Here is a 26,927-nt window from a genome sequence, read left to right as displayed (position 1 = left end):
CAAAAGTACATAGCTAATAAGGAAATAAATTGAAAAAATGAACTGAAATATGAAATGGATCAAGAATTGAATTGGAAAGTACGTATGAATATATAGTAAAAATTATGAATGGCATGGAATTTTTTATAAAAAATCCGGCACATATGAAAAAACACACATGCCGGATAAAATGTCTTATAACACTTTTGAAAGGAAATCCTTAAGTCTAGGATTCTTAGGGTTGCCGAAGAATTCCTCCGGTGTACCGGATTCTAGAATCTGTCCGTCGTCAATAAATACGACCTTATTGGCAACCTCCCTGGCAAATCCCATCTCATGGGTAACAATGATCATTGTCATGCCTTCATCTGCAAGAGCCTTCATGAGATCAAGAACCTCGCCGACCATCTCAGGGTCGAGAGCTGAGGTTGGCTCATCAAACAGAATGACATCAGGATTCATGGCAAGCGCACGGACGATGGCAACACGCTGTTTCTGGCCGCCTGAGAGAGTAGATGGATATACATCCGCCTTGTCCTCCAGACCGATCCTCTTCAGGAGTTCCTCCGCCTTTGCATGTGCCTCGGCAATGATCTCTGATTTTGTTGTTGTTATTTCCTGCTTTGTCTGCTTTTCCTTGCGGAAGAGATTGGTGACAGGAAGCAGAAGATTATGCCGCTTTGCCTTTTTCAAATCCTGACATCTGACATAGACAGGAGCAAGCATGATATTCTGTATAACAGTCTTGTTGTTATACAGATTGAAATGCTGGAAAACCATACCCATATGACGGCGGTGTATGTTGATATCAACCTTAGGGTCTGCTATATCAACACCATTGAATATAATCTGGCCGCCGGTAGGGTCTTCCATACAGTTCAAACAGCGAAGAAATGTACTTTTACCAGAACCTGAGGGACCGATAACAACCATTATATCGCCTTTGTCTATGGTGATATTGATGCCGTTTAAGACTTTGTTATCACCGAAGCTTTTTTCAAGATTAATGACGTCTATCACTCTTTCTCAGGCTCCTTTCCATTAATTTGATTCCCAGGCTGATGAGAAGCACCATCACGATGTAGATAAGTGCCATGACCAGATAAGGGACCATGAATTCGTAGCTGTTACTTCCGATGTAGTTGAATGCAACGTAGAGATCAGTTGCTCCGACAAAACTTACAACTGAAGTCTCCTTTATTAAAGAAATAAATTCATTTCCAAGGGTTGGCAGAATATTCTTGACTGCCTGAGGTATAACGATTTTGAGCATGGTAGTCGAAAAACTGAGTCCCATGGCACGTCCACCTTCCATCTGACCTGGATCAACGGAGAGTATACCACCACGCATGATCTCTGAGATGTAGGCACCGCTGTTGAGTCCGAATACAAGCATAGCCACCTGAACTCCTGTCATGTGTCCTCCCACTATAGGAAGAAGAACATAGTAGAAGAGAAGAAGCTGTACAACCATAGGTGTTCCACGGAAGAAACCTACATATACACTGCAGATCGCATCCAGAACCCTAGGCAGACGCTTGTACTTTGGAATTACCCTGACGGTAGCAATGAGGGTACCGATTATTATACCGATGATAAGACCGGCAATGGCTATTATCACAGTATTCTTCAGACCCTCGACTACCTTAACATACCCGTTGTTGTCGATGAATATTTCTATGAACTTTTGTATTTTTGTAGAAATGTCTCCCATGAAATATCCTTTCAAACATAATTGGCGTTAATACTAAAATTACTAAATTCGAATTAAAATTTACTGCATTGCGTTAAGAGCAGCAGTGATGCTGGCTGCAGGAGCAGCATCGATGATAACATAGTTGAGGTTACCATTTAAAAGATCCTGAACTGCAAGAGAACCGTTCTTGTAGCCTGTTGAAGTCATAGCAAGCTTTGTGAATCCCCAGTCTGCGTCACCCTCGCAGTAGAACTGTCCGGTAGTACCTGTCTGGAAACCAATCTTCATGTCTGAGCCTTTAGCCTGAAGGATCTTGTTGACATCATCAGCTGTCTTGCAATCATCAAACTCTGTATTGTCTGATGTAACGATAAGCTTCTGAGAAGCCTTGTAGTATGAATCTGAGAAGCTTACATACTCCTCACGATCTGGCTTTATAGTAAGACCTGCCATAGCGATATCACACTTGTGCTGACCAACTGAGAGACATACAGCATCGAAATCCATGTTCTGGATAACGAGCTCCTTGCCAAGCTTGTCTGCGAGAGCCTTAGCTATCTCCATATCGACACCATAGTAGTTCTCTCCCTTTGTATACTCAAATGGCTCGAATGCAGCATTGGTTGCAACTATAAGCTGATCCTTGTTTGCATCGAGTGTTGCTGACTCAACTGCAACAGGCTCGCCATCGCCGAAGTAGTGATTGCAGATCTCTTCAAATGTTCCGTCTTCGTTCATTGACTTGATGAAATCGTTAACCTGTGTTAAGAGCTCAGGCTGTTCCTTGTCAACACCGAAAGCATACTGCTCGTCTGTAAGGTCAATCTCGATGACCTTTGCAGTCTTCTTTGATGAAGCACTCCCTGAACCTGCCTCCGAAGAATCATCCTTGCTTCCACATGCAGTAAGAGCTGTCATAGCCAGAACTGCTGACATTGAAATTGCTAATAATTTTTTGAGTTTCATTTTTACATCTTCCTTTCATATTTTATCTGAATAAATATACCATTGTGTTTCAAAAAAAGCAATTAATATATGAAAAAACTCGTTCCAAAAGTGGGAAAAAGTGATATGCCTAATAAAAACAGGCTTTTATTCATGATTTATAAATAAACATTGTTATATGAATAGTATTTACTATATAATACATTTGTACCAATTAAAAAAATGAAACTCATATTAAATATGGAGAATACAGGGAGGTCAGATTATATGAGATACGAGATCAAAGGCGGCATGATGCCTGTGGTAGAAATCATTCTGGAGGCAGGGGAATCTATAAACTGCGAAAAAGGTGCAATGGTATGGATGTCTCCGAATATGCAGATGCAGACATCAGGTGGCGGAGTAGGCAAGATGTTCACCAGAGCCATATCCGGTGAATCGATGTTCCGAAATACATATACGGCTCAGGGGGGACCTGGACTGATAGCATTCGGTTCAAGCTTTGTGGGAAATATTATGGCGGTTGAGATAGGACCTGGCAAGGAGATCATTTGTCAGAAGTCAGCATACCTTGCATCGACACCGGGAATCAATCTGGAGATAGCTTTTCAAAAGAAGATAGCCGGTGGGTTCTTCGGAGGTGAGGGATTTATTATGCAGAGGATTACAGGTCAGGGAATAGTGTTCCTTGAAATCGATGGTTCTGTTGTGGATTACATGCTTGCACCGGGACAGCAGATGGTCATTGACACAGGTTATCTTGCAATGATGGATGCAACATGTTCCTTAAACGCAGAGACAGTAAAGGGTGGTGCCATGAATATGTTCTTTGGAGGAGAGGGATTCTTCAATACAGTGGTAACTGGTCCTGGCAAGATAACACTTCAGACCATGCCGAAGTCGCAGCTTGCCGCTGAGATAGCATCCATGATACCATCTAAATAACCAATAGAGCCATATATTTAAGCCGACCCCAAAAGAACACTGCAGCATCTTTCAATGTCGGCTAACTTGAAAATAAAAAGTTAAATATATAATTTTGACGAAAATATAGTCGAATACAGTGATTAAACTTAGATTTTTCAACCAAAATTTGCAAAATACTGCAAACTTATGCGATTAAGGTCTAGACAACCGGAGAAATAAATTATATGATACAAGGGTTGAACGTTAGGATAGTCTATTTGATGTAGAATATTTTGACGTGCAACCTGGACATATAACTATAACATTGTTAGGTAGCAAGGGAGACTTTTATGAAAGCGTACAGTGAATTATCAAGAGAAGAGTTAATGGAACTTAGAGAGCAGCTGCTTGCGGCATATGAAGAGAAGAAGGCTCTTGGCCTGAACCTTGATATGTCAAGAGGTAAGCCATCACCAACCCAGCTTGGAGTATCTGTTGGTCTTATGGATGTTATCAACAGTGATTCTGATATGAAGTCAGAGTGTGGCATAGACTGCAGAAACTATGGGTGCCTTGATGGAATTCCAGAGGTCAAGAGACTTATGGCTGAGATGATGGGAACCACTGAGGATCATATCTTCATCGGTGGTAACGCAAGTCTCACTCTTATGTTTGACACTGTATCAAGAGCATATACACATGGAATAATGGGAGAGACACCTTGGTGCAAGCTAGATAAGGTGAAGTTCCTCTGTCCTGTTCCAGGATATGACAGACATTTTGCCATCACAGAGCATTTTGGAATAGAGATGATCAACATACCTATGTCAGAGACAGGTCCAGACATGGATATGGTTGAAGAACTTGTAAATTCAGATCCAACAGTAAAGGGCATATGGTGCGTGCCAAAGTACTCAAACCCACAGGGAATCTGTTACAGCGATGAGACAGTAAGAAGATTTGCAAATCTAAGACCAGCAGCTAAGGACTTCAGAATCTTCTGGGACAATGCATATGTCATCCATCATCTGTATGAGGACAATCAGGTAGAGATACTTGATATCATCGGAGAGTGTGAAAAGGCCGGCAATCCGGATATGGTATTTGAGTTTGCTTCAACATCAAAGGTAAGCTTCCCTGGTTCAGGAGTTTCAGCTATGGCTACATCACATGCAAATCTTGAGGATGCCAAGAAGCATTACACAATACAGACCATAGGAAACGATAAGGTAAATCAGCTCAGACATGCAAGATACTTCAAGAACCTTGACGGACTCAAGGAGCATATGAAGAAGCATGCTGATTTCATGAGACCAAAGTTTGAAACAACTCTCAAAGTTCTTGAGGAGGAGCTTGATGGACTTGGAATTGGTTCATGGATCAAGCCTCTCGGCGGATATTTCATATCATTTGACGCTATGGAAGGCTGTGCAAAGGCTATAGTTGCAAAGTGCAAGGAGGCAGGAGTTATCCTCACAGGCGCAGGAGCAACATTCCCATACCACAACGATCCAAAGGACAGCAACATCAGAATCGCACCTTCATTCCCTACACCGGAGGAGATGCAGCAGGCAACAGAGATATTTGTTCTCTGCGTAAAGCTTGTAAGTGTTCAGAAACTGCTTGAGTCATAAATGGCAATGTCGGGGCAATAATGCAGATATAGATAAAAAGATCTCATTCATATGGATGGGATCTTTTTTTGACTCTTCACATCATGACTGTTTGACTGATTCTGTGACTATTCAATCAATAACACTCAAACAGATAATAAAATGTGAACAGCGCAATCGGTTGAAACGTTCTGACTATACATAAAGTTACAAAATGTTCATAAAACAGACATTATTTTGGCAATTTTTCATCATTGATATATCACAATGATGTACTTATAATTTAGAGATGATAAGAATGAGTCTTATTAAGTTGAAATAGAAGTTTATGGTCGGGAGGGGTATGGTTGTTTAACTACTATATATACAGAACCTACTTTAATGCAAAACATAGTTTTAATGGCGACATAACGAAGATACATGGACACTCATTTACAGTTGTCACTTATATAGGTATGAAGGATAGTAAAGAGGATATTCCCTTTTTTAAGTTGGAAGCAATCATCTCGTCATTTATAGATCAGTATAGGGGACGGTATCTTAATGAACTTCCTGAGTTTGAGGGATGTGGTAATACCCTTGAGACAATAGGCGACTACTTCTACGAGAAATTGCGAAAACAGCTTATGAAAAGTGGTATGGAGTTATACCAGCTTGATATATCTGAGAATCCGCTATGTGTGTATCAGGTATCTGACAGGATGCTGCTGCCGACCATGAACATGGATACAAGCAACAGAAATTATCAGAAGATATTTGATGATATATTGAAACTTGAGAGTATGACAGGACTTAGCTGATATAGATGAAATATATACATATATAAATTGAGCAATGAAAATATACTACAGAGATGAGGCGTGATGAGTATGAAGAAAAGAGAATCGTATAAGAAACATTTGAACAGAGGCGTTATGGCTGTTTCTTTCGCTGTTATTTTTATAGTTTTTTCTATTATGGGCGGCAGAATACAGGCATTTGCGGATGATGCAGTTGCAACCCAGACAGATGCGGCAAAGAGCAATTCAAGTGGACCTGTCACAACAGGGCTTGCCATAGATGGATATTACGGTGAATGGAGTCAGTATCCATCTGCTGATATAACATATAACAGCAACAATGGCTATTCGGTTCACAAGGGACAGATTGCGATAGATGGCGACAGGCTGTATGTGCATTTTTCCATGAATGACCTGTACACATCACAGATGCAGTTCCAGTTCTGGAACATTACAGTAGATGGTAAACAGTGTGTGCTCAATGTATTACCTGTGAATTCAGATGGTTCGATCAACTGGTCGGGACAGATGTATAATCTAGGTGAGGGAATATACAGGAATTTTGGTGTGTTCGCAGGTTACTATACAGATATAGATGGCGATGTGGCATTTACGGTTTATGATGCAGCACACACTGAGACGGGAAAGGGTGATGAGATAGAGTTTTCAATATCAATGAAGAAACTGGCTGATTATCTGGGTATAAACATTGATCAGGGGGCGACTATCACAGTGTCCAACCCTAATATCGGCGCGCAGGGCGTAACTATAACCGGAACTCCGACAGGTCCGTGGGCAGGGGCAGCTATGGCGATGGCACTTGCAACAGGCGGAGTGTTTGTGTGCAGAAGAAAGAAGAGGTAAACCCTCGTATAATAAAATTACTATGTGAAAAGGAGACAGAACACAGGATGAACATACTGTTGATCGTAACGTTTATTATATGGATATATGTGCTTACGGTTCTAAAACGTGGCAAACTCGAATTCTGGTATTTCATTGCAGGCAGTGTGGGTCTCTTTATATACATGCTTATACTGGTTGAGCCGGTCATTCTTGCCCCACTGCAAAAAGCAGTATCCGCAGTGGCAGGGATGTTTGGGGATATGACTGGAATATACGAGTCTTATTTCAACAAAAATGTAATATTTATATCCACAGGGGATACAAACCTTTCAATGTATATAGACTATGAGTGCTCAGGCATCATAGAGATACTGGCATTTTTGGCGCTCCTGTGGTTTTTTCCTTTGTATCACACATATGAGAAAAGCGTGCTCAGCGTAGTGGGAGGATTTGCGATATTTGTGTCAAATGTACTCAGGATATTTGTGATCTGCCTCATAATATATATGTTTGGAGAAAGTTCATACTTCATTGCCCATACGATAATAGGGCGTCTTGTGTTCTATGCATGCACGGTTGCACTATATTTCTTTGTATTTACAAAGTCGCAGATAATAAGACAGAAGGTTGGAGGTTTTAAGTTTGACGCACATAATGCAGATATTTCATAGTTCTATTATATTCTGGGCAGCCTGGGTCATCATACCTATAGTTATGGAGATCATTCCGACCATAGGCAACTTTGTGATACTGATAAAGAAAAAGATAGTGTCACATAAGGAGAAGGCAGTAAACTTTTCACCTGAGATAACCATGATAATACCGGTGTACAATCAAGAGCACAGTCTTAGACGGTGTATCAAGTCAATTAATGATTCAAGTTACCCAAATGATAAGATATATATACTTGTCGTCAACAACATGAGTACAGACAGAAGCTTTGAAGTGTTCTGCGAGTGTCAGGAGGAGTTTCCGGAACTTACCATGAACTGGGTAAATTCAAAGCAGGGCAAGTCTAAGGCACTGAACCTTGGGCTTTTCAACAGCTTTGGCAAATATGTGATCCATATAGACAGTGACGGTGTTCTGCAGAGGGATGCCATAAGAAATATGGTCGTAAAGTTTGAGAGAAACGCTGATATTGACTGTATGACGGGTACAATCATGACAAATCCTGAGATGATAGACGAGACAAAGGGATTCGGACTTCGCCTGCTCAGAAAACTTGAGTTTTTTGAGTATGCCCAGGCTTTTCTTGCCGGAAGAAACTTTCAGTCAGAATTCAACAACATATTTACACTTTCCGGTGCTTTTTCAGCGTTCAGACGTTCCACCATCATGAGAACCAATATGTACAATACGGATACAGTGTGCGAGGACACACACGTAACATTTCAGATAAGAGATGTGCTTGGTGAAAGTGTGGTTCTCTGCAGTGAGGCGATATTTTACGTTGATCCGATAGAAGACGTGAACAGATTGTATATCCAGAGGCAGAGATGGCAGCGTGGGGAGATAGAGGTTGTCCATATGTTCATGAAGAACAGAATGAATGTGGTCAGGGGATTTTTCTCGGATTTCATAGTTAGACTTGTCATGTTTGATCATACATTTGCATTTCCGCGAATGATATGGTACTTCGCACTAATATGTCTGGGATTTGTGAATTACCCATTTAGTCTTATCATACAGTCGGTCATCATTATGTACATGCTGTATGTTTTTACCACAGCACTTCTTTATATATGTATAAGCCTGTTTTTAAAGCCCTTTAAAAAGCTTAGAAGATACTATGTGCGAAAAATTTATCTGATATTTCTGCTGCCACTTTACAATTTTGTTGTATTCTGGTTCAGGTTTGCCGGAATAATAAATTCCATGAAGTCAAAGGGCAGCTGGAAGATGCAGACTTTTTCAGATGAAAGGGATACGGCAGTGGGCGTAGTAAGGAGCGATTTTCTGCGGTTTACACACGGACTAGATAAGGTACGCAGATTTGTCAACTATCCTGAGGATGAGCTGGCAGGTGCACATGAGGAGACCAGATGATGGACAGATCTACAGATAAAAATACAGAGAAGAGAAAAGAAAATAAAAAAACGTACAGGGGAAGACTGGTGGCAGCATTTGTAGTTGTTTTGGTCACCACTTTGCTTGAGATCATATATTATGGATACCATATCATGGACAACAGGGACAATGTTGTACATTCGTTTAAGAATGAACAGGACAGCACAGCGCAGATTATTGCAGATGGGCTGGCTGGGAAATCGGAGGATGCGATGATACATTTCATAAGACATTCTGTGCCGGTATCCGGAACTACGTGGGGATTCATTCTCAAAGATGGCAGAGTGCTGTATATGAAGGATGATGATACAACAAAGAATCTGGAGAATATATCATCTAAGGCGGAATTTGAACTCTATATGGAAGATTTGGGCGGAATAGTCAGTGAGGCGTCTGTGTCTGGAACAGAGTATGTGTGTGGTGTATTTACAGACAAAGATTATGTTCTTGAGGAGTATGGAACCTCAAATATGGAATTCTACATTGTGACAGCCGTTATAGCTACGATACTGGTGTTTGGATGTATATTAATTGAATTTGCAGGGAGGATTGGACATGAGGGAAGAAAAGTTATTGCGCTGCAGTCCGATCTTACAGAGCGGAATGAAAAGTTTGATGAGTATGAAAGACTGACAGACCAGTACGAGGAAGAACTCAGAAACAGGGATTTCGATAAGACGGAGATAAAGAGGGAAGGTTACTATGATTTGGAGATAGTTGACACGCTGTTGTCGAAATCTTCGGATACTGAACTTTTTCCGATCACTTTTATGTTCATTCGCGTCAGGATGGGAGACAGGTATTTCTCACGGGATGCCATTTTCAGGATCATGGACTTTATAAAGGGTTCCATGGGAAAAAATCATGTTACAGCGGAACTTTCAAAGGGATATTTCGTGGTGATCATGTACAAGACGGATCTTGCAGCAGCTGAAAAGACGAGAGAGGAAATGCTGTCCAAATGGGAGGCGTTTTCTAAAGGAGCGGAGCTGGAGACTGTACTCAGAGAAGTTGTATCCACGGAAAATCCAAGAAATACATTTTACCATGAGAAGGACAGATTGCTGGACCTTGCGAACTGGTAAGGCGGCTGCAGATGAGAACAAATTCAAATGATGTTGAGTTCAAATGTTTTGAGAGGTGAATTATATGAGGTTCAGACAGTATAAATTCAAATTCTATCTGAATGCCAGACATGGCATATACAAAAATGGAGTCATGGGAGAAACACATCCCCACACATGGGAGATTGTGATAAATGTTGTCAAGGGACGTGATGAGACTGTCAAGTTTCACCATCTTGAACACAGGGTTGAGGAGTTTTTAAGTGCATACCAGGACAAGACGTTAAACGATGTTCCGCCGTTTGATATGATCAATCCGACACTTGAGAATATATGTGAGTATTTCAAGGAAGAACTAACGAAGATATTGAACAGAAACGGTTGGATATTTCTCATGATGGAGATCAGCGAGTCCCCATCGATGTCGTATGTGGTAAGTCTTATCGACGATAGTTACACGGAGGAGATGCAGACGATAAACTCCATAACTGACAGGATACTCAAAGATATAAAGGAAAATGACGAGACCAAATGACAGAAAAGGATAAACTCAGCAGGAGAAAACTTAATATTTATTTCGCTCTTGGTGTGGTTGTCCTTGCCGCACTGGCAGCGGTTGGAGTCATACACTTTAAGAACGTAGTGACTGAACCATCGGGAAATGATGTATGGGGGCATATGTACAAGTCGGAGTATCTCTATAAGGCACTGAAACGTGGACAGATATATCCTCTGTATGACGAGACATGGTATAACGGAATCCAGTTATACAGGTACTGGCCGCCTCTTTCATATTATATAACAGCACTTCTCATGTGTTTCACAGGGGGAAATGTGATAAATGCATATTACCTCTTGTTCGGCGTGTATATATTCTTCGGCGGACTGGCATTTCTGCTCATCGGCAGAAGAATCGGAAGGCCTGTATTTGGAACAGCACTTGCTGTGCTGTGGTTCTTCATGCCTGAAAATGCGAGAATGTACATTGATGAGGGCAATATGCCGAGAATGGTCGTGTCCTTCCTTCTCCCATATCTCATATATTTTATCTGGGTGTATCTCAGGGAAGAGAAGAGATGGGCACTTGCCGGGATTCTCATATTTACAATGCTCATAACCGTTACCCATATCATGATGATAGCTATGATCGGAATAGGAACTTTCTTGTTTTTGTTGTTCGATCATCACAGGAAAATGGGTATAAGACGTCAGGTGATCATCCTGCTCACGATGATATGTGGCATACTCATCATGGGAGTGTGGCTTGTGCCATCACTTTCGGGCGGAATATCATCCATGGATTCCGAGGCAGCATCAGATGTAATGACGATGTGGATGTCTGATCTTTCTTCATCGCTCAATCCGTTAAACCGTATAAATGGAGATATCGGCGCATTTTATTTTGGAATATCCGTTGTCCTGCTCTCCATAGCGGGAATTTTGCTTGCAGATAACAAGAAAAAATCAGGATTTATCCTGGCTCTTGTAATCCTTGTGCTCACGACACCGGATGTTCTGCCGATACTTCGAAAGATGCCGATGAGTCAGGCACTCTGGATGACGCGATTTACAGTTATAGCATATGGATTTTTCTTCCTGTCGCTCATAGAGTGGGAGCGGCTCAGAAAGCCATTTGTGATTGCCTCGGTGATCATACTTGTGGTGGATGCGATACCGTCATTCACATTTGAGAGGTACAGCGTTCCGGCAAATGATGACGGTGTGGCTGTGGCGGGCCTTTTGAGGGATAACACAAGTCAGAGGGCATCGCTCATGGATCTTTCAAGTCTCGGTTCCTATCCATCGTACGGAGTGTGTACAGATGGGGGGGCGTCATATACATTTGGATGGGCATGGCAGGGGGCTGCGACCGCTGACAACATAATGCTGCTCAACCAGGCACTTGAGAATGAACAGTATGATTATCTGTTTGACAGATCGGTCGAGCTTGGAGACGATACAGTTGCAATTGACAGAAAGTATATAGGTGCAAAGGGAAAGACTCTCGATGATGTCACTGCAAGCGCAAAGAAGAGTGGCTACACGTTGACATATGAGTCGGATAAGGTGTGCCTGTTTAAGCTTGATGGTCCGGAGAAGTTCGGTGTTGTCACGCAGTATGATGGCATTGTCATAGGTGACTATGCGGATGGGATAACCCTTGCATTTCCTTCTTTTAAGGCAGGAATGTCCTCAAATATAGAGGATTATTCTACGGACGAACTGAAAAGCTACCATACTGTAATTTTGACCGGATTCTCATATGACACCAGACAGAAGGCTGAGGAGATGGTGAGATCTCTTGCGGATTCTGGTGTAAATGTTGTCATAGACATGACACATGTCCCAGCGGACAGCGCAACGAGGCAGCATGTATTTCTTGGAGTTACGGATATGTCTGTATCATTAAAGTCCAGCTATCCGATTTTTAGCTATGACGGTGAGCAGATATCTACTACAGGATTTCCTGATGATATGTCAGAGTGGAATACCGGATATATAACCGGAGCCATGAACGTGACAGGTACATTCGCTTATGAGATGGAACAGCTTGCATTTGCAGCCACGGACGAGAACAGTCAGAATATCAAATATGTGGGACTGAATCTTTTGTACTATTATAGTGTGACAGGGGACAGCGGTGCAGAGAAGATAGTTGAGGATATTCTTGGCGTGAGCCCGGAGGATCTTCCTGAGAGAACGCTGATTCCTATAAGTAGTGAGATAACGGACGGTGGAATGGTGATAACAGTAAATGATGCTCCGGCAGATATTGCTGATGGAGCCGTGATAAATACTACTCTTGCATATCAGGATATTTTCGTATCTGATTCGGAGATAATGGATGAAAATAATATGCTGTGTGTTGGAACAGGAGTGACAAACATAAAGTTTAAATATCCATTATTTTGGCCAGGAGTGTTGGTGAGTATAGTAGGATTTTGTGGAATGAGTGCAATATGGATACTAGCGTGTAAAGATTACGGAAAGAAAAAAGATTGACAATTTACAAATAATAGTTGTTATATAATAGCTATGTATATAACACGGGGGAAGAAAGATATGTCAGCAAACAGCAGGAACAGAACTGAATATGAGATAAGCAAAGCCAGGAGGAGATTCGCTATCATCTTCCTAGCTGCTGTTGTTGCCACAGCAGGTATGATATCTTTTATCATAACAAAACAGGCAGTTGATAATATGAGAAGCAAGATAGTGAATCTTATATCGTCTAACAACCAACAGCTTGGATACAACGTCGACAATTATCTTGTCGGTATAGAAGATACAGTGGCTCTTTTTTTCTCCGATGATCAGCTGTGTGAGTATGATGCCACAGATGATAGTCTGGATGAATTTACCAGAATACAGCAGGAAGCGGCGATTCAGAATAGGATAAGTGACCTTGGTGTGTTTGACAACTTTACAGATTTTGGTGTCGTATATTCCAATGACAAGAGCGTGGGATGGATTTCCAACACAACACTTCAGGCTTTTCCGGATGGAGGAATATATACATATTTTACTGGACATATAAATGACGAGAAGACAATGTCCGGTTGGTTTTTTGATTATTTAAACAGTCCAGACAGGCTTTTCTACGTCAAGAAACTTAATGAAAATGCTGTGATCGTAACTTCTTTCTATAGCAGGGAACTAAGTTCAGTGGTGAATTTAAGTCATGAACTCAAGGATATGAGGGTGTGTCTTGTAAATGATTCCGAGGAAGTTGCGTATTCAAATAATGCAAAATGCGTTGGAGAAAAAATTGAAGTGAACCTTCCAAAGGAAAATGACGACTTCGAATATCAGACAAATTCGGATGGATATGTTATATCCGTAGCACAATGTTCAAATGGCTGGAGAGTAGTGTCTTACATAGGTGAATCTGAGATATTCAAAGAAGTAGGGAGATTGAAATTGTATTCATTTGTAGCAACTCTTGTGCTGGCTTTATTGGTTGTTGTGACAGGAAGCATTGTATTGAAAAGAATATATACACCTGTTTCCGGAGCTATTGAGGAATTAAAGCAAAAGGCTGAATATGACCAGCTTACAGGACTTATGAATAAAGCTTCGTTTGGAGAAGTTGTTGGATCCTGTCTTGAGGAAAAGTCAGAAACAGTCACACATGTGTTTATAATGATAGATATGGACAATTTTAAAAAGGTAAATGATACTTTGGGTCATGGAGAAGGGGATGTGGTTCTGTCTAAAACTGCTGAACTCTTCACAAAAATGCTTGGAGCAGATTCCGTGATCGGACGGGTAGGTGGTGATGAGTTTGCAGTGTACAGGAAGTTTACTGGATGGACTTTGGAAAGTGTTAGAAAGAAAATGGAATTTGAGCTGAGACTGTTGGCTGAAGATTTTACCAGAACGATTTCGAAACAATATACTGAATGTAATCTTTCGTTATCAGCAGGTGTTTACATAGTAGATGGAGAGAACTCATCTGATTATGAAAGCATGATGAAGAAGGCTGATACCGCTTTGTATAAATCAAAGAGAAACGGAAAAAGTCAGTATAGCTGGTTCGTTGAAAATCAGGATTGATCAGAGGTGAAACAGATGAAACATATAATTAAAAATCACAAAAGAGGATTATCGGTTTTGATGATGCTTTTTTTGCTTTTTGTAATTAGTGGTTGCGGAGAGCAAAAAACAGATATGGCTGTCGGGGATACGATAACTATAGAATATTCCTGGTGGGGCGATGATAGTAGAAACCAGTACACACTGGATGCTGTTGATATATTTGAAAAAGAAAATCCAGAAATAAACGTCAAATGCAAATATGGTGTGTGGAATGGATACGAGAAAAGACAGCATATATATATGAAATCACAGGAGACTCCGGATGTTATGCTCATAAATTATGGCTGGCTTGATACATATTCTTCTGACGGATCTGGCTTTTATGATCTTAATACGCTTTCGGATTATATTGATTTTGAAAACTATACTGAAGAAGAGCTTGCCTTTGGAACAAAAAATGGAAGATTAAATGCTGTTCCTATCGCGTTCAATACGGAGACTTTTTATTATAATGAGACTCTTTGGAACTCATATGGACTTAGTATTCCCAGAACATGGGATGACTTGTTTGATGCAGCCAGAATCATGAGCAAAGATGGGGTATATCCTCTGGGCATGACAAAAAAATCATTATTTTTTATGCTGCTTTCACATTATATACAGACAACCGGAAATGATCCGGTCAAATCTGATGGCACATTGAATCTGAATAAGGAACAGATAGGTGACATGTTGGATTTTTATAAGGAACTACTTGATAAAAAAGTCTTAATGTCTGTAGATTCATTTAACAGGAATGCTTTTGCCAGCGGTGAGGTTGGCGGCACTCTTGCGTGGGTAAGTGATGCAGGAGGATATTGTGATCCTTTGAAGGAAAATGGATATGATGTAAAAATAGGAGAATACATATGTGAGCCGGGGGCAAAATCTTTAGGCTGGTTTGTTAAACCTGCAACAATGTATGCGATAAGTAATAATACTGAACACCCAGAAGCGGCCGCAAAGCTGTTGAATTATCTGTTGAACGGTGAGGAAATGACTTTAAGACAGGGAACAGAAAAGGGTGTTCCGATCAGCAGTTCGGCACTTGCTGTTCTTGATGAGCATGATATGCTGACTGGATTTGAGGTACAGGCAGATGCTATGAGAAAAGAAAACAGCGACAAATTGTCGATTATGGCACCGATATTGGAATCTGAGGATGTGTATGGATCATTTAAATCAGATTCTGACTATTATCTGTACGATAAGTTGAGCCGTGATGAGACTATAGACAGAATTTATAGCGATATGTATAAGAAATAAAATAGTTGACAAAATGATCGATATGTTTTAACATAACGGTGTTATCAAGCGTAACACTGTTATGTTATTTTATATTATAATTAAATGGGTGAGGATTATGGCAAAGAAAATACAACATGACAGCGAGACGAGGAAAGAACTTCTAAAGTGTGCCAAGGAAGAGTTCATGGATAAGGGATTTATGGGTGCGTCACTTAGAAATATATGTCAGAAGGCAGGAGTGACAACCGGAGCTTTATATTTCTTTTTTAAGGATAAGGACGATCTGTTCTGCAATGTTGTGGGACACATGATGGACAGACTCAATGCTGTGTTAACCGAGCATTTTTCCGTTGAGGTGGACGAGATGAACAATGGCATGGCATCAGACCACAATGAGGACAGTGATTTTGAGTCGGCCAGGAACATAGTGCATGAGATTTATATGCATAGAGAAGAAGTGCTTCTTGTTCTTACGAAGTCACAGGGATCCAGCATGGAGAGCATGCCAGACAATATAGTGGATCAGATGGATGCACACAATGCATTTATATGTGAGGCGATGTGCAGGGCTTATGGAACACCGATGGTTGACAGGAATGTGGTACATTGGATGTCTCATTCACAGATTGATATGTTTATATTCATGGTGACACATATTGACAATGAGAAGGATGCCTTGAAGTTCGTTGAGACAGGTATGAAATATCTGATCTCAGGCTGGTATGGCCTGGTTAAGCCGTGGCAGGATCCAGAATAAGATTTGACCGGAATAGAAAATTGAAAACAGTAAAATGAAAAATGTGGTACAGGGGAATCAAATTCCCATTATGTCTTATTACAGGTCTTCCGAATTACAGGGAAGACCTAAAAAAAGGCTTAAACCATAACAGCGTTATGTACGCAGATGAACATTTGAATAGCTACTAAAGTGTAATGAATTGCTATAAAAAATAAAGTAAATGAAAATTAGAACAACGAGGATATCATAAAGGAGGAAAAATTATGTATTTGGAAGTGTCAGGAGTAAAGAAGAGCTATGGAGAGGGTGGAAGCTATGTGCAGGTGCTTAAAGGTATAAACACAGGTGTTGAAAAAGGACAGATGTGTGTTATACAGGGAACATCAGGTTCAGGTAAGTCAACACTTCTGAACTGTATAGGTGGTCTTGACAATATGGATTCGGGTTCAATAAAGGTTGACGGCACAGAGATATTTGGCATGACCAGCGACCAGCTTTCGGACTACAGACGTGATAATCTGGGATTCATATTTCAGTTCTACAATCTGGTTCCAAACCTCACAGTGAGAGAGAACATACAGGTATGTGAGTATCTGACTGATGATCCGCTTCCTATGGATGACCTGATCGAGACACTGGGACTTACGGAGCATCAGAACAAGTTTCCTTCACAGCTCTCAGGTGGACAGCAGCAGAGATGTGCTATAGCGAGAGCTCTGGTTAAAAATCCAAAACTCCTCCTCTGTGATGAACCGACAGGAGCTCTTGACTCCAAGACATCCAGAGATATTCTTGTTCTTCTCGAGGAGATAAATGCGAAGTATGGAACGACCATGCTGATAGTAACACATAACAATTCCATCAAGAATATGGTTCACAAGGTTATCTTCATAAAGGATGGCCTTATAAGCAAGGAGTATGAGAACGAAGTGAGAGTTCCAGCGTCAGAATTGGAGGATTTGTAATATGCAGAAGGTTTTGAGAAAAAGGGTTCTGAGGGATCTGAAGGAGAATCTGTTCAGATACATAGCACTTGCATTTCTTATCATCATGGGTATGTATGTCATTGTCTCGCTGATAGGAGCCGGATATACGATCATTGACAATGGCGAGACACATGACGAGGCAAATAAGATAGAGGATGGTCAGTTTTCTGTATTCGTTCCACTGAGCGATGAAGAGATATCCCGGCTTGAGGATGTGGGTACTGAGGTTGAGGGGATGTTCTACGAGGACTACGAGGTCATGGATGGCAAGACTATCAGGGTATTTGCCAACAGGGAGAACATAGATCTTGTGGAATGTGATGAGGGAAACCTTGCGGAGGCTGATGATGAGATAGTTGTTGAGAAGAGATTCAGTCAGGTAAATGATATTTCTGTCGGAGATATAATACAGATAGCAGGAAATGAATTCAAGGTGACAGGAATAGGGACATCACCTGATTATAATGCTCTTTTCAAGGAGATGTCAGATACAGTTGTCGACAGCAAGGTGTTTGGAACAGTATTCGTTACAGAGGGTGCATATGATAAACTTCATGCAACAGGCGAGAGTGTTAAGACAGAGACATATCTTTATGCGTTCAGACTCGAGGGCAAGACCACATGTGATGATGTGAAGGACGCTCTTGAGGACATTAAGGTTGACACAGACAGAATAGATGATGAGTATTTCCAGGAGTATTGGGATAGAACAGGTGCAGCCGTAAATGACTTCAAGGATGGCATAAAGGAACTTAAGTCAGGTGCAAATGAACTTGCAGATGGACTTGGAGAACTCACTGATAACAACAGGAAGCTCAACAATGCGGCACAGGAGCTGTTTGACGCATACCTTGAACAGGCGTCATCATCTCTCTCAGCGTATGGTTTGGATACAGAGCTCACAGAGGATAATTACAATGACGAGATGACTAAGATTGCCGACAGTCAGGGCGGAGTTTTGGCGATGAGCATTGAAAGTGCCCTGAGTGACATTGACAGCATCAAGGCATTCAAGGACGGTATTAAGGAGTATACCGACGGAGCTGCAGAGGCAAAGGATGGCTCGGATGAGCTTGCGGATGGAGTAGCAGAACTCAAGAAGGAGACGGATTCATTCCTCAAGGATTACGACACAGATCTTGCAAATATTACATCATTTGTGACAAGTGATGATAATCCGAGAACAGGCGGAGCCGCTGATGACCAGCAGATCAATGTACAGGCGGGATATTTCTTCGGTGTGCTGCTCATGCTTCTGTTCACATATGTCATATCGGTATTCGTTGTACATGGAATAGAGAAGGAGAGCAGCGTCATAGGTGCACTTTATGCCCTGGGGGTCAAGAGAAGAGATCTCATGATGCATTATCTGACACTTCCGGTCATAGTCACAACAGTTGCAGGCATAATCGGTTTCCTGATCGGAATAAGCAATGTTGGAATCCCTGTTCAGATGGCAGATGCATATGCGTATTATTCCATCCCTGCTATGGATGTGAAGATCCCGCTGATTCTTATAGTGTATGGTATCGTGATGCCGCCACTGGTAGCGATAGTTGTGAACTACTTCGTTATCAGAAAGAAGCTCTCACAGACAGCTCTTTCACTTATAAAGAATGAGGTCAAGCAGCCGAAGGGCAGCAATGTCGATCTCGGAGACATGGGATTTGTCGGAAGATTCAGAGTCAGACAGATGCTCAGAGAGATGAGAACAGGGTTGACCGTTGTGATCGGAATGTTCATAGCCCTCATATGCCTGATGTTAAGCCTTAACACTGCAACTTTCTGTTCAAAGGTCAAGAAGCAGAATGTGGAGGATACCCACTATGAATATATGTATACATACAAGTATCCTACAGAGAATCCCCCTGAGGGCGGTGAGGCAGCGTATGCTAAGACTTTGAAGAAAGGGGTATATGGTTACAACTGGGATGTGACAGTTCTTGGACTTTCAAAGAATACTAAGTATTTTGATGTTGACCTTAAGGATGGCAAGAACAGAGTTACCATATCATCATCATTTGCTGAGAAATATGGTTATGGTGTGGGTGACGAAATCGTGCTCCACGACGAGGAGAATGATATAGATTATGGTTTTACAGTGGACAGTGTGACACAGTATACTCCGGCATTTTATGTTTTCATGACTATAGATGATGCAAGGGAGCTGTTCGGAGCTGGAAGTGATGAGTACAATGTAGTATTTTCAGACAAGGATCTGGAGGTTGATCCTGCAAGACTTTACGCAACCACAACAAAGGCCGATATAGAGTCGGCTGCTGGAATATTTGCAGATCAGATGAGAAGTATGGTTATTATGATAGTTATTATCTCGACACTTATATTCGTAGTGGTAATGTATTTGATGATGAAGGTTATGATTGACAGATCAGCATTCTCGATTTCATTGATAAAGGTGTTTGGTTTCAGGACGAAGGAGATCAGAAAGCTATATCTGGATGGTAATTTCTTCATAATCGCAATCGGAGCAGCCATATGCCTGCCACTTGCAAAGCTTATAATGAGTGCAGTGTATCCTTCTCTGGTGTCAAATGTAAACTGCGGCGTCAAGCTGACATTTGCCCCATGGCTCTGGGCTGTGCTTTACGGCGGAATACTTGTCCTGTATTTCATAATCAACAGAGTTTTGGTTGGCAGACTGAACAAGATCGTGCCGGCTGAGGTGCTGAAGAACAGAGAGTAAAGATAGTGGCAGTATGATATAAAAGTACCTTAAAATAATATATGATTGCGGAGGCGGTATAAATAATCGTCTCCGTTATTTTGTGTGCAAAATTTGTCTGAAAAGCGGATAGGTATTGTGATTGTTGGTGGGACTATACGGGATATATACGCGTTTTTTCTTGCACAATGTGCAGTTTATATTGTAAAATCATATATGATATGCAAAAAAGTAATAGGAAAAGAGAAGTACAGATATGGAGAAATTACTTAAGATCATTGCCGATGTGAATTCATCGGTGAACAATTTTATATGGGGAGTGCCATCCATGATATGTATCGTGGGCGTGGGACTGTGGCTCCTCATAAGAAACAGGGGGGTTCAGTTTACAAAGTTTGGATACGCGTTCAAGCATACGTTTGGAAGGATATTCAACAAGAAGGAGACTTCAGATGGTGCCATCAGTCCTTTTCAGGCCATGTGTACGGCGTTGGCGGGAACGGTTGGAACGGGAAATATAGCCGGTGTTGCTGGAGCCATCGCCATAGGCGGTCCTGGTGCGGTATTCTGGATGTGGATCTCAGCACTTCTCGGAATGGGAACAAAGTTTGCAGAGGTCGTACTTGCAGTGTTCTACCGTGAGAAGGATGTGAATGGTGACTGGGTCGGCGGACCAATGTATTACATTAAGAATGGCCTAGGCAAGAATGCTTACTTCCTGGCTATAGCATATTCAGTCCTCGGTATACTCACAGTGTTCGGAACAGGAAATGCAACACAGGTCAATACCATCACAACAGCTATAGATTCAGCACTTTTTAATTATAATCTGGCTGACAAGAGCAATACATTTACAATCAATCTTGTGATAGGAATCATAATAGCTATTCTTGTTGGTCTCATACTTATAGGAGGAATCAAGAGAATAGGAAGCGTGACAGAGAAGCTGGTGCCATTCATGGCTGCTATGTATATCATCATGGCTATAATTCTTGTAATATTCAATATCAAGAGTGTGCCGGGAGTGTTCGCTTCTATATTTGAAGGTGCATTCAATCCGAAGTCCGTGACCGGTGGAATAGTTGGAAGTCTGTTCCTCAGCATGAGAAAGGGTGTATCGAGAGGTATTTTCTCCAATGAGGCAGGTCTTGGTACAGGATCCATAGCCCATGCATGTTCTGATGTAAAGCATCCGGTGCAGCAGGGACTCTGGGGAATATTCGAGGTATTTATCGATACTATAGTTATATGTACGCTTACGGCACTTGTAATACTGTGCAGTGGAACTGAGGTAGCCTACGGACAGGCTGCAGGAGCCGATCTCACGATCAACGGCTTTGTTGCAACCTACGGCAACTGGATATCGATATTCACAGCGGTGGCTTTGTGCTGTTTCGCGTTCTCAACCATACTCGGATGGGGACTTTACGGTTCAAGATGTGTCGGATTCCTGTTTGGAAGTAAGCTTATCAAGCCGTTCATGGTTGTGTATGCATTTGTCGCGATCATCGGTGCGACCATGGATCTCGGACTTCTCTGGGATATAGCGGATACCTTCAACGGACTTATGATCATACCTAACCTGATCGCAGTATTCATGCTGTCAGGTACAGTTGTGAAGCTTACCCGTGAGTATTTTCAGGATGGACCGGGCAAGTTTGGGGTTGAGACCGGCAAAGAGAACTGATAAATGAAAGGGACTTTTATATGGAAGAAATATCAAGTGAGATTTCTAACAAGTATGCGATACTTATCGATTCAGAGAATGTATCGGCAAAATATATTGAGAGTATATTTGATGAGCTGTCAAGGCTCGGCTCAATAACGGTGCGGAAGATATATGGGGATTGGTCAAAGAATAACAATGGCTGGGACAAGGATTGTCTGCTGTCATATTCTATACAGCCTGTACAGCAGTTTTCATACACGGCGGGAAAGAATTCAACGGATTCGGCCATGATAATAGATGCGATGGATCTTCTCTATACGAGCAATATAGATGGATTCTGTCTGGTGACAAGCGACAGCGATTTCACTAGGCTTGCATCAAGACTCAGGGAGGCTGGCAAGCAGGTCATCGGAATGGGAGAACGCAAGACTCCGAAAGCGTTCGTGAGTGCGTGTACAAGCTTCAAGATCCTTGATTCACTGGTGACAGAGGATCTCAACAAGCCGGCATCGAAGAATGCCATGCTTGAGGCTGCGGCTGTGGACGAGTCATATATCACAAGCATAAGGGACATAAAGAAGACGGTCTACAATATAATAGATGAGAACGATGACAAGGATAAGAAGACTCATATGGGTGAGATCGGAAGCCGCCTTGTGAACAAATATCCTGACTTTGACGTGAGAAATTATGGATATTCCAAGCTGTCAACATTCCTCAGTGAGGAGTTTGACGATCTGGATATAGACAGCGGCAGGCAGAAATTTGTGTCCATCAAGAACCATATCGATCCTAAGAGTGCTGTCAAGCTGCGCATAGTGAGACTTCTCACGGAGAATTCTGACACTATGTACAATATGGGACTGCTGAATACAGAACTTAAGAATATTATACCCGGATTCAGCATAAAGAAATATGGATACAGTAAGTTTTCAAGCTTTCTCAAAAGCTTCGGTTGTTTTGAGATCGTGGGAGACAGGGTAAAATTGACAGATAAGTAGAAAGTGTTTAATGCTTAAATATGTCAAAATTTAGAAAAAATGCCAAATAAATTAACGCTTTTTGTTGAAAATCAATAAGAATAGTGATAAATTGAAAATGTGGGTTTTCAGGTACAGAAAATTCACTATGGGGGAAGAAGTGTACGTGCATATTAAGGAGAGGCATAATCTATGATACTTATTGATACTCAAAAAGAGGAGTTTAGCAAATTAAAAGACATACGTGTTTTTGGACGTATAAGTCATGAGAACAGATTCAACAAGAATCTGCTCGTAATAGGTCTTGGGGGACTTGGAGGCAGGACCGTTTGCGCGCTTAAGGGTATGCTGATGGATAACATCACACCCGAGGATAACATTAATTTCCTTATGATAGATTCAGATATAGCAGAGATGGAGGCTACCATAGATGATAGCAAGGAGGGTGTAGGTTTCAATGCCCTTGAGGTTATCAGTATATACAGACCGGACATTGAGAATGTTCTGGAGAATGGAATCCAGAAGAATCCGATCCATGAGAATCTTGCAAACTGGATGGATCCTGAATTCCCGGCTATCACGATAGGAAGAGACGGAGCAAAGGGGAACAGACAGATTGGACGTCTGATGTTCTCGAATGCATATACGGATGTCAGAATGCTCCTTTTTGATAAGCTTCAGGATGTATACGACAAGACGACGGAGGGAACAGTCGATGTTCTGATCGTATCCGGAATCGCCGGAGGAACCGGAAGTGGAATCCTCTCAGATGTCGCATATAACATACGTGCGTATGGCAAGGCGAAGAAGTGGAACAATCTGAGGATTGGCGGTTGCCTGCTCACACCGGATGTATTGTTCGGTCATAAGGCTGTATATGAAGATACAGAGCTTGTGGCGAGACTCAATGCAAATGGATGTGCGACCCTCAAGGAAGTTGATTATTATATGAAGCTCTCCGAGAAGGATGACAACTATACATTTATCAGTAAGTCAAACAAGATGGTCATCAGGGAGAATCTCTTTGATGCCTGCATGCTTGTATCAGGTAGAAAGGACGAACAGGGCTACATACCTGAGGGATACATTACAAGGGATACAGCAAGCTTCCTCTACAGGCTAGCCAGCAACAAGTTCATTGGCAACAATGACGTGGAGAACGACAGGAAGCTTCTCAGGGATGTATTTTTTGAGAATGAGGGATATTCCATCACGAACTGGAAGATGGAGCACAGTGACGAGAATATCAAGAAGTCAAACTGCTATTACAAGGTAGTAAGCGAGGCTGACTACCATATTCCTATCAAAGAGATAGAGAATATGTGTGAGAATGATCTGTTTTCCCAGGCATATAAGGGATTGTTCAGATCTCCGTTCAAGGAGGGCAATGCCGAGGAGGATATCAAGAATGTACTCACAGAGCTCACTGTATTCCTGCAGGAGGAGCAGGGTGAGAATATCAAACTTGCCGTGAACGGTCTCATACAGTACGGTCAGATCACCAAGCCTACATATAAGATGATAAAGAAGAATACGGACGGTCTTCGAGAGGGCTTTGCCAAGAAGATGGAGAACTTTGAGAAGGAACTTCCGGTTATCATAAAGTCGATGAAGAACAAGCTTTGGAGTTCACTTGATGATGTGATATCCAAATATATGAATGAGTTTGGCCCATATGGCGCAATAGATGTCATAGGTGCACCGAGTGCCGGTGTAACAGATTCTACAAAGGGTATGATGGCTGAAGTCAGAAAGCTTGAGAAGATGATGAAGGATTATACACCGTCGGGTGAATATACCAGAATCATTGATTCCATCAAGACCATTGTTGCGAAGAGATTCTTCACTTTCCCTTCAGCGAAGAGGGAGACTGAGAATGGTTATTTCGATGCATGCATCAAGGAAGCACTTGCTGCGGAGAGAACAAAGCTTATAGATGAACTCGATGCACAGGATCTGTTTGGAGATACACTTAGATGGCTTCAGCAGAGGGCAGAGAGACTTGACGAGATATATTCACAGTTTGGAGAGGATCTGAAGAATTCCATCGAGGATCTTGCGAATAACGGTGATAAGGCTGTTGGCAATATACTCAAGAAAGCCAAGAGACATGAATTCCTTCCGACTGATTATGTCACATCCAGAAGGATAAAAGAGATGGAGACAGGGATCATCAAGCTCATGCTGGACAACGAGTCCAATATAGACAGTGGAAGAGTTGTTCCTGTCAAGGATGAGATGGAGAAGATATACAGAGAGCTGTTTTCCGGTGTCGGAGCATATGGTCCTGAGAAGATGTTCACAGTGGCATTTGCTGATAAGAAGCTCACGGAGCAGGATCTCAACGTTATGTACGGATCTCCGATCAACGACAGGAGAACATCCATCATGGAGGAGGCTGCCAGGGCGTTTGTGGATGATATATCAGAGGAACAGCCTCTGTGTGTTCTTGCTGACGGATATAAGGAGAAGCTTCTTGCAAAGAAATATATATCGGTTCCAAATGTGATGCCGTATTTCAGCAAGGCAGTCAAAGCGATACTGATGGCTCCACCTTACAATGAGAAGGAGGATTCAATAACGCTCAATCCGGGTGAGATAGAGATCTCGATCGATGATATATTTGTCGGTGTTCCGGTATCCATGATGCAGTGTGCGATGGAGATGCAGATGGCTTACAATGCAGTATATGATTACAAGGGACTTCATATTGATGAGGTGAACAAGGATATGAAGAGCTTCCCTGATTTTGTCACAATATAGGTTAGTTTATACAGCCCTTTAATATGCGAGTATTAAGGGGCTGTATTGTTGTTATGACCATGGCGTATTTGGTAGAAAGAGATGGAATTGGATTTGAATAAATCTTTTAACGGATACAGAGCATATATAATGGATACGGGGGCATTTGCTGACGATGGGATATATGGCAGATGTCTGGATGCAGTATCGGAATACAGAAGGTGTAAGGTGGAACGTCTCAGGAGGCGGGATGACAGGAATGCCAGTCTTGCAGCGGGAATCCTGCTTGCACATGCTCTCAGGGAATGTGCCGGAATTGATGAACGGCTGGTCACGTATGAGAAGAATAAGGCGGGAAAGCCGTTTATAAAGGACATTCAGTTTTCGATAAGCCATACCGAGGGTTGTGTGGCGGCTGCGATAGGCGGTGAGCCTTGTGGTATAGACGTTGAGAGAGTCAGAAGGATATCGGACAGCATAGTTAACCGCCTGTATTCGGATGAGGACAAAAAATGTGTGATGTCGTGTGCACACCCGGAAATATACAGCACATGTGTGTGGACAAGGCGCGAGGCGTACAGCAAGATGACCGGAACAGGCATACTTATGAAGGATGAGGAACAGCAAATGGTCATGGACAATGCACATATGGAGAAGAAGAATATCTGGCTGGGCAATTATGCCGTATGCAGGGCTGAGTGTGACGGCCGTATGCATATGGATGAAATAGCGGATCCTGCGCATGCAGAGGGAGATATGAATATAGACTTTATAGCTGCATTTTGCGCAGCTTCTGATGGAACTTTTTCACCGGATATTAAGATGATTGATTCGGCTGATATTGTGTGTTATTATGTTTAATTAGGTGTATTAGGAAGAACTACATAAGGAGAAAAAAATGAGTAAAAAAGCTACAAAGGCGCTTAACAATAAATATTATGTCGCAAGATATAATGCGTCTAAGGTGAACGATAACCTTACAAGCAGGGAGAAGAGTGCAGAGGTGCTCAATATAGACAGGACAAGGCTTTCAAGAATAGAGCTTGGCACAGTAGTTCCGTACCCTGAGGAGGTACTTTCCATGTCAAAGGCGTATGACATACCCGAGCTCTGTAACAGCTATTGTTCAGGCGACTGCCCTATAGGAAAAGAGACGGTGAAGCCGATAAATGCGGACAGCCTTGACAGGCTCATACTTCAGTTCCTCGGATCCTCCAAGAAGATGGAAGATATATCTGAGCAGCTTATAGAGATCACCGCTGATGGAATAGTCGACGAGACTGAGGTTGCAGCTTTTGATGCTGTCCTTGAGGAGCTGGAGAAGATGTCTGTGAATATACAGTCGCTTATGCTCTGGGCTCAGAAGAACAGGGACATTTTGAAGAATAAGAATCAATAAATTGT

Annotated in this window: 22 protein-coding genes; 19 read left to right on the top strand and 3 right to left on the bottom strand. The window is 41.9% G+C overall.

The window, feature by feature from the left end; genetic code table 11:
• Positions 1 to 174: 174 nt before the first annotated feature.
• Genes DWW70_RS02295 through DWW70_RS02285 form a run of 3 tightly spaced genes read right to left on the bottom strand, consistent with a single transcriptional unit; the run spans position 175 to position 2,641 of the window.
• Entirely contained in the window at positions 175 to 999 is an 825-nt protein-coding gene (locus DWW70_RS02295; RefSeq protein ID WP_004853032.1) for an amino acid ABC transporter ATP-binding protein, read from the bottom strand.
• Positions 983 to 1,693: an amino acid ABC transporter permease gene (locus tag DWW70_RS02290; protein ID WP_004853031.1), complete on the bottom strand. Its 711-nt coding sequence runs from the start codon at positions 1,691 to 1,693 to the stop codon at positions 983 to 985. The genes DWW70_RS02295 and DWW70_RS02290 overlap by 17 nt, the downstream gene beginning before the upstream one ends.
• A gap of 60 nt (positions 1,694 to 1,753) precedes the next feature.
• Entirely contained in the window at positions 1,754 to 2,641 is an 888-nt protein-coding gene (locus DWW70_RS02285; protein WP_118649177.1) for a transporter substrate-binding domain-containing protein, read from the bottom strand.
• 246 nt (positions 2,642 to 2,887) lie between these two features.
• Here DWW70_RS02285 and DWW70_RS02280 point away from each other — a divergent pair, with 246 nt between their 5' ends.
• The 19 genes from DWW70_RS02280 to DWW70_RS02185 all read left to right on the top strand — a co-directional run bounded on the left by DWW70_RS02280 (position 2,888) and on the right by DWW70_RS02185 (position 26,922).
• Positions 2,888 to 3,565, top strand: coding sequence for a TIGR00266 family protein (locus DWW70_RS02280; protein WP_022216357.1), 678 nt, complete (start codon positions 2,888 to 2,890; stop codon positions 3,563 to 3,565).
• 311 nt (positions 3,566 to 3,876) lie between these two features.
• Entirely contained in the window at positions 3,877 to 5,160 is a 1,284-nt protein-coding gene (locus tag DWW70_RS02275) for an aminotransferase class I/II-fold pyridoxal phosphate-dependent enzyme (protein WP_055144300.1), read from the top strand.
• A gap of 326 nt (positions 5,161 to 5,486) precedes the next feature.
• Positions 5,487 to 5,939 carry a 6-carboxytetrahydropterin synthase gene (locus DWW70_RS02270; RefSeq protein ID WP_022216358.1) on the top strand — a complete coding sequence of 151 codons (453 nt, stop codon included), beginning with the start codon at positions 5,487 to 5,489 and terminating at the stop codon, positions 5,937 to 5,939.
• 69 nt (positions 5,940 to 6,008) lie between these two features.
• Positions 6,009 to 6,782, top strand: a complete 774-nt coding sequence (locus tag DWW70_RS02265; RefSeq protein ID WP_015535029.1) for a Firmicu-CTERM sorting domain-containing protein — start codon at positions 6,009 to 6,011, stop codon at positions 6,780 to 6,782.
• A gap of 47 nt (positions 6,783 to 6,829) precedes the next feature.
• Complete coding sequence (gene xrtG / locus DWW70_RS02260) at positions 6,830 to 7,435, top strand: exosortase family protein XrtG (protein WP_015535028.1); 606 nt, start codon at positions 6,830 to 6,832, stop codon at positions 7,433 to 7,435.
• Complete coding sequence (locus DWW70_RS02255; protein ID WP_022216359.1) at positions 7,407 to 8,813, top strand: TIGR03111 family XrtG-associated glycosyltransferase; 1,407 nt, start codon at positions 7,407 to 7,409, stop codon at positions 8,811 to 8,813. Before xrtG ends, DWW70_RS02255 begins: the two co-directional genes overlap by 29 nt.
• Positions 8,810 to 9,919 (top strand): hypothetical protein, encoded by a 1,110-nt coding sequence (locus tag DWW70_RS02250; RefSeq protein ID WP_022216360.1) that lies wholly within the window; start codon positions 8,810 to 8,812, stop codon positions 9,917 to 9,919. Before DWW70_RS02255 ends, DWW70_RS02250 begins: the two co-directional genes overlap by 4 nt.
• Before the next feature lie 64 nt (positions 9,920 to 9,983).
• Positions 9,984 to 10,433, top strand: a complete 450-nt coding sequence (locus tag DWW70_RS02245; RefSeq protein ID WP_118649176.1) for a 6-carboxytetrahydropterin synthase — start codon at positions 9,984 to 9,986, stop codon at positions 10,431 to 10,433.
• Positions 10,430 to 12,901 carry a 6-pyruvoyl-tetrahydropterin synthase-related protein gene (locus tag DWW70_RS02235; RefSeq protein ID WP_055279922.1) on the top strand — a complete coding sequence of 824 codons (2,472 nt, stop codon included), beginning with the start codon at positions 10,430 to 10,432 and terminating at the stop codon, positions 12,899 to 12,901. The genes DWW70_RS02245 and DWW70_RS02235 overlap by 4 nt, the downstream gene beginning before the upstream one ends.
• A gap of 60 nt (positions 12,902 to 12,961) precedes the next feature.
• Positions 12,962 to 14,455, top strand: a complete 1,494-nt coding sequence (locus tag DWW70_RS02230; protein WP_022216363.1) for a GGDEF domain-containing protein — start codon at positions 12,962 to 12,964, stop codon at positions 14,453 to 14,455.
• A 114-nt stretch (positions 14,456 to 14,569) separates the two neighbouring features.
• Complete coding sequence (locus tag DWW70_RS02225; RefSeq protein WP_158576502.1) at positions 14,570 to 15,742, top strand: ABC transporter substrate-binding protein; 1,173 nt, start codon at positions 14,570 to 14,572, stop codon at positions 15,740 to 15,742.
• A gap of 97 nt (positions 15,743 to 15,839) precedes the next feature.
• Positions 15,840 to 16,481 carry a TetR/AcrR family transcriptional regulator gene (locus DWW70_RS02220; RefSeq protein ID WP_055144308.1) on the top strand — a complete coding sequence of 214 codons (642 nt, stop codon included), beginning with the start codon at positions 15,840 to 15,842 and terminating at the stop codon, positions 16,479 to 16,481.
• A 245-nt stretch (positions 16,482 to 16,726) separates the two neighbouring features.
• A complete protein-coding gene (locus DWW70_RS02215) occupies positions 16,727 to 17,428 on the top strand; it encodes an ABC transporter ATP-binding protein (RefSeq protein WP_117874179.1) in 702 nt (233 codons plus the stop codon).
• Between the two features lies 1 nt (position 17,429).
• Positions 17,430 to 20,153 (top strand): FtsX-like permease family protein, encoded by a 2,724-nt coding sequence (locus DWW70_RS02210; protein ID WP_118649175.1) that lies wholly within the window; start codon positions 17,430 to 17,432, stop codon positions 20,151 to 20,153.
• 235 nt (positions 20,154 to 20,388) lie between these two features.
• On the top strand, positions 20,389 to 21,819 hold the full coding sequence (locus DWW70_RS02205; protein WP_118649174.1) for an alanine/glycine:cation symporter family protein: 1,431 nt from the start codon (positions 20,389 to 20,391) through the stop codon (positions 21,817 to 21,819).
• Positions 21,820 to 21,839: 20 nt separating this feature from the next.
• A complete protein-coding gene (locus DWW70_RS02200) occupies positions 21,840 to 22,802 on the top strand; it encodes an NYN domain-containing protein (RefSeq protein WP_022216373.1) in 963 nt (320 codons plus the stop codon).
• Between the two features lie 171 nt (positions 22,803 to 22,973).
• Positions 22,974 to 25,544, top strand: coding sequence for a tubulin-like doman-containing protein (locus DWW70_RS02195; protein ID WP_118649173.1), 2,571 nt, complete (start codon positions 22,974 to 22,976; stop codon positions 25,542 to 25,544).
• A 93-nt stretch (positions 25,545 to 25,637) separates the two neighbouring features.
• Positions 25,638 to 26,384, top strand: coding sequence for a 4'-phosphopantetheinyl transferase family protein (locus tag DWW70_RS02190; protein WP_158576501.1), 747 nt, complete (start codon positions 25,638 to 25,640; stop codon positions 26,382 to 26,384).
• A 37-nt stretch (positions 26,385 to 26,421) separates the two neighbouring features.
• The gene (locus DWW70_RS02185) at positions 26,422 to 26,922 is read left to right on the top strand and encodes a helix-turn-helix transcriptional regulator (protein ID WP_015535018.1); all 501 of its coding nucleotides are present in this window, start codon (positions 26,422 to 26,424) and stop codon (positions 26,920 to 26,922) included.
• Positions 26,923 to 26,927: the final 5 nt, after the last annotated feature.

Source organism: Coprococcus sp. AF16-5 (genome assembly GCF_003479365.1).
GTDB lineage: Bacteria > Bacillota > Clostridia > Lachnospirales > Lachnospiraceae > Coprococcus > Coprococcus aceti.
This window is presented reverse-complemented; position numbering and strand designations above follow the sequence as displayed.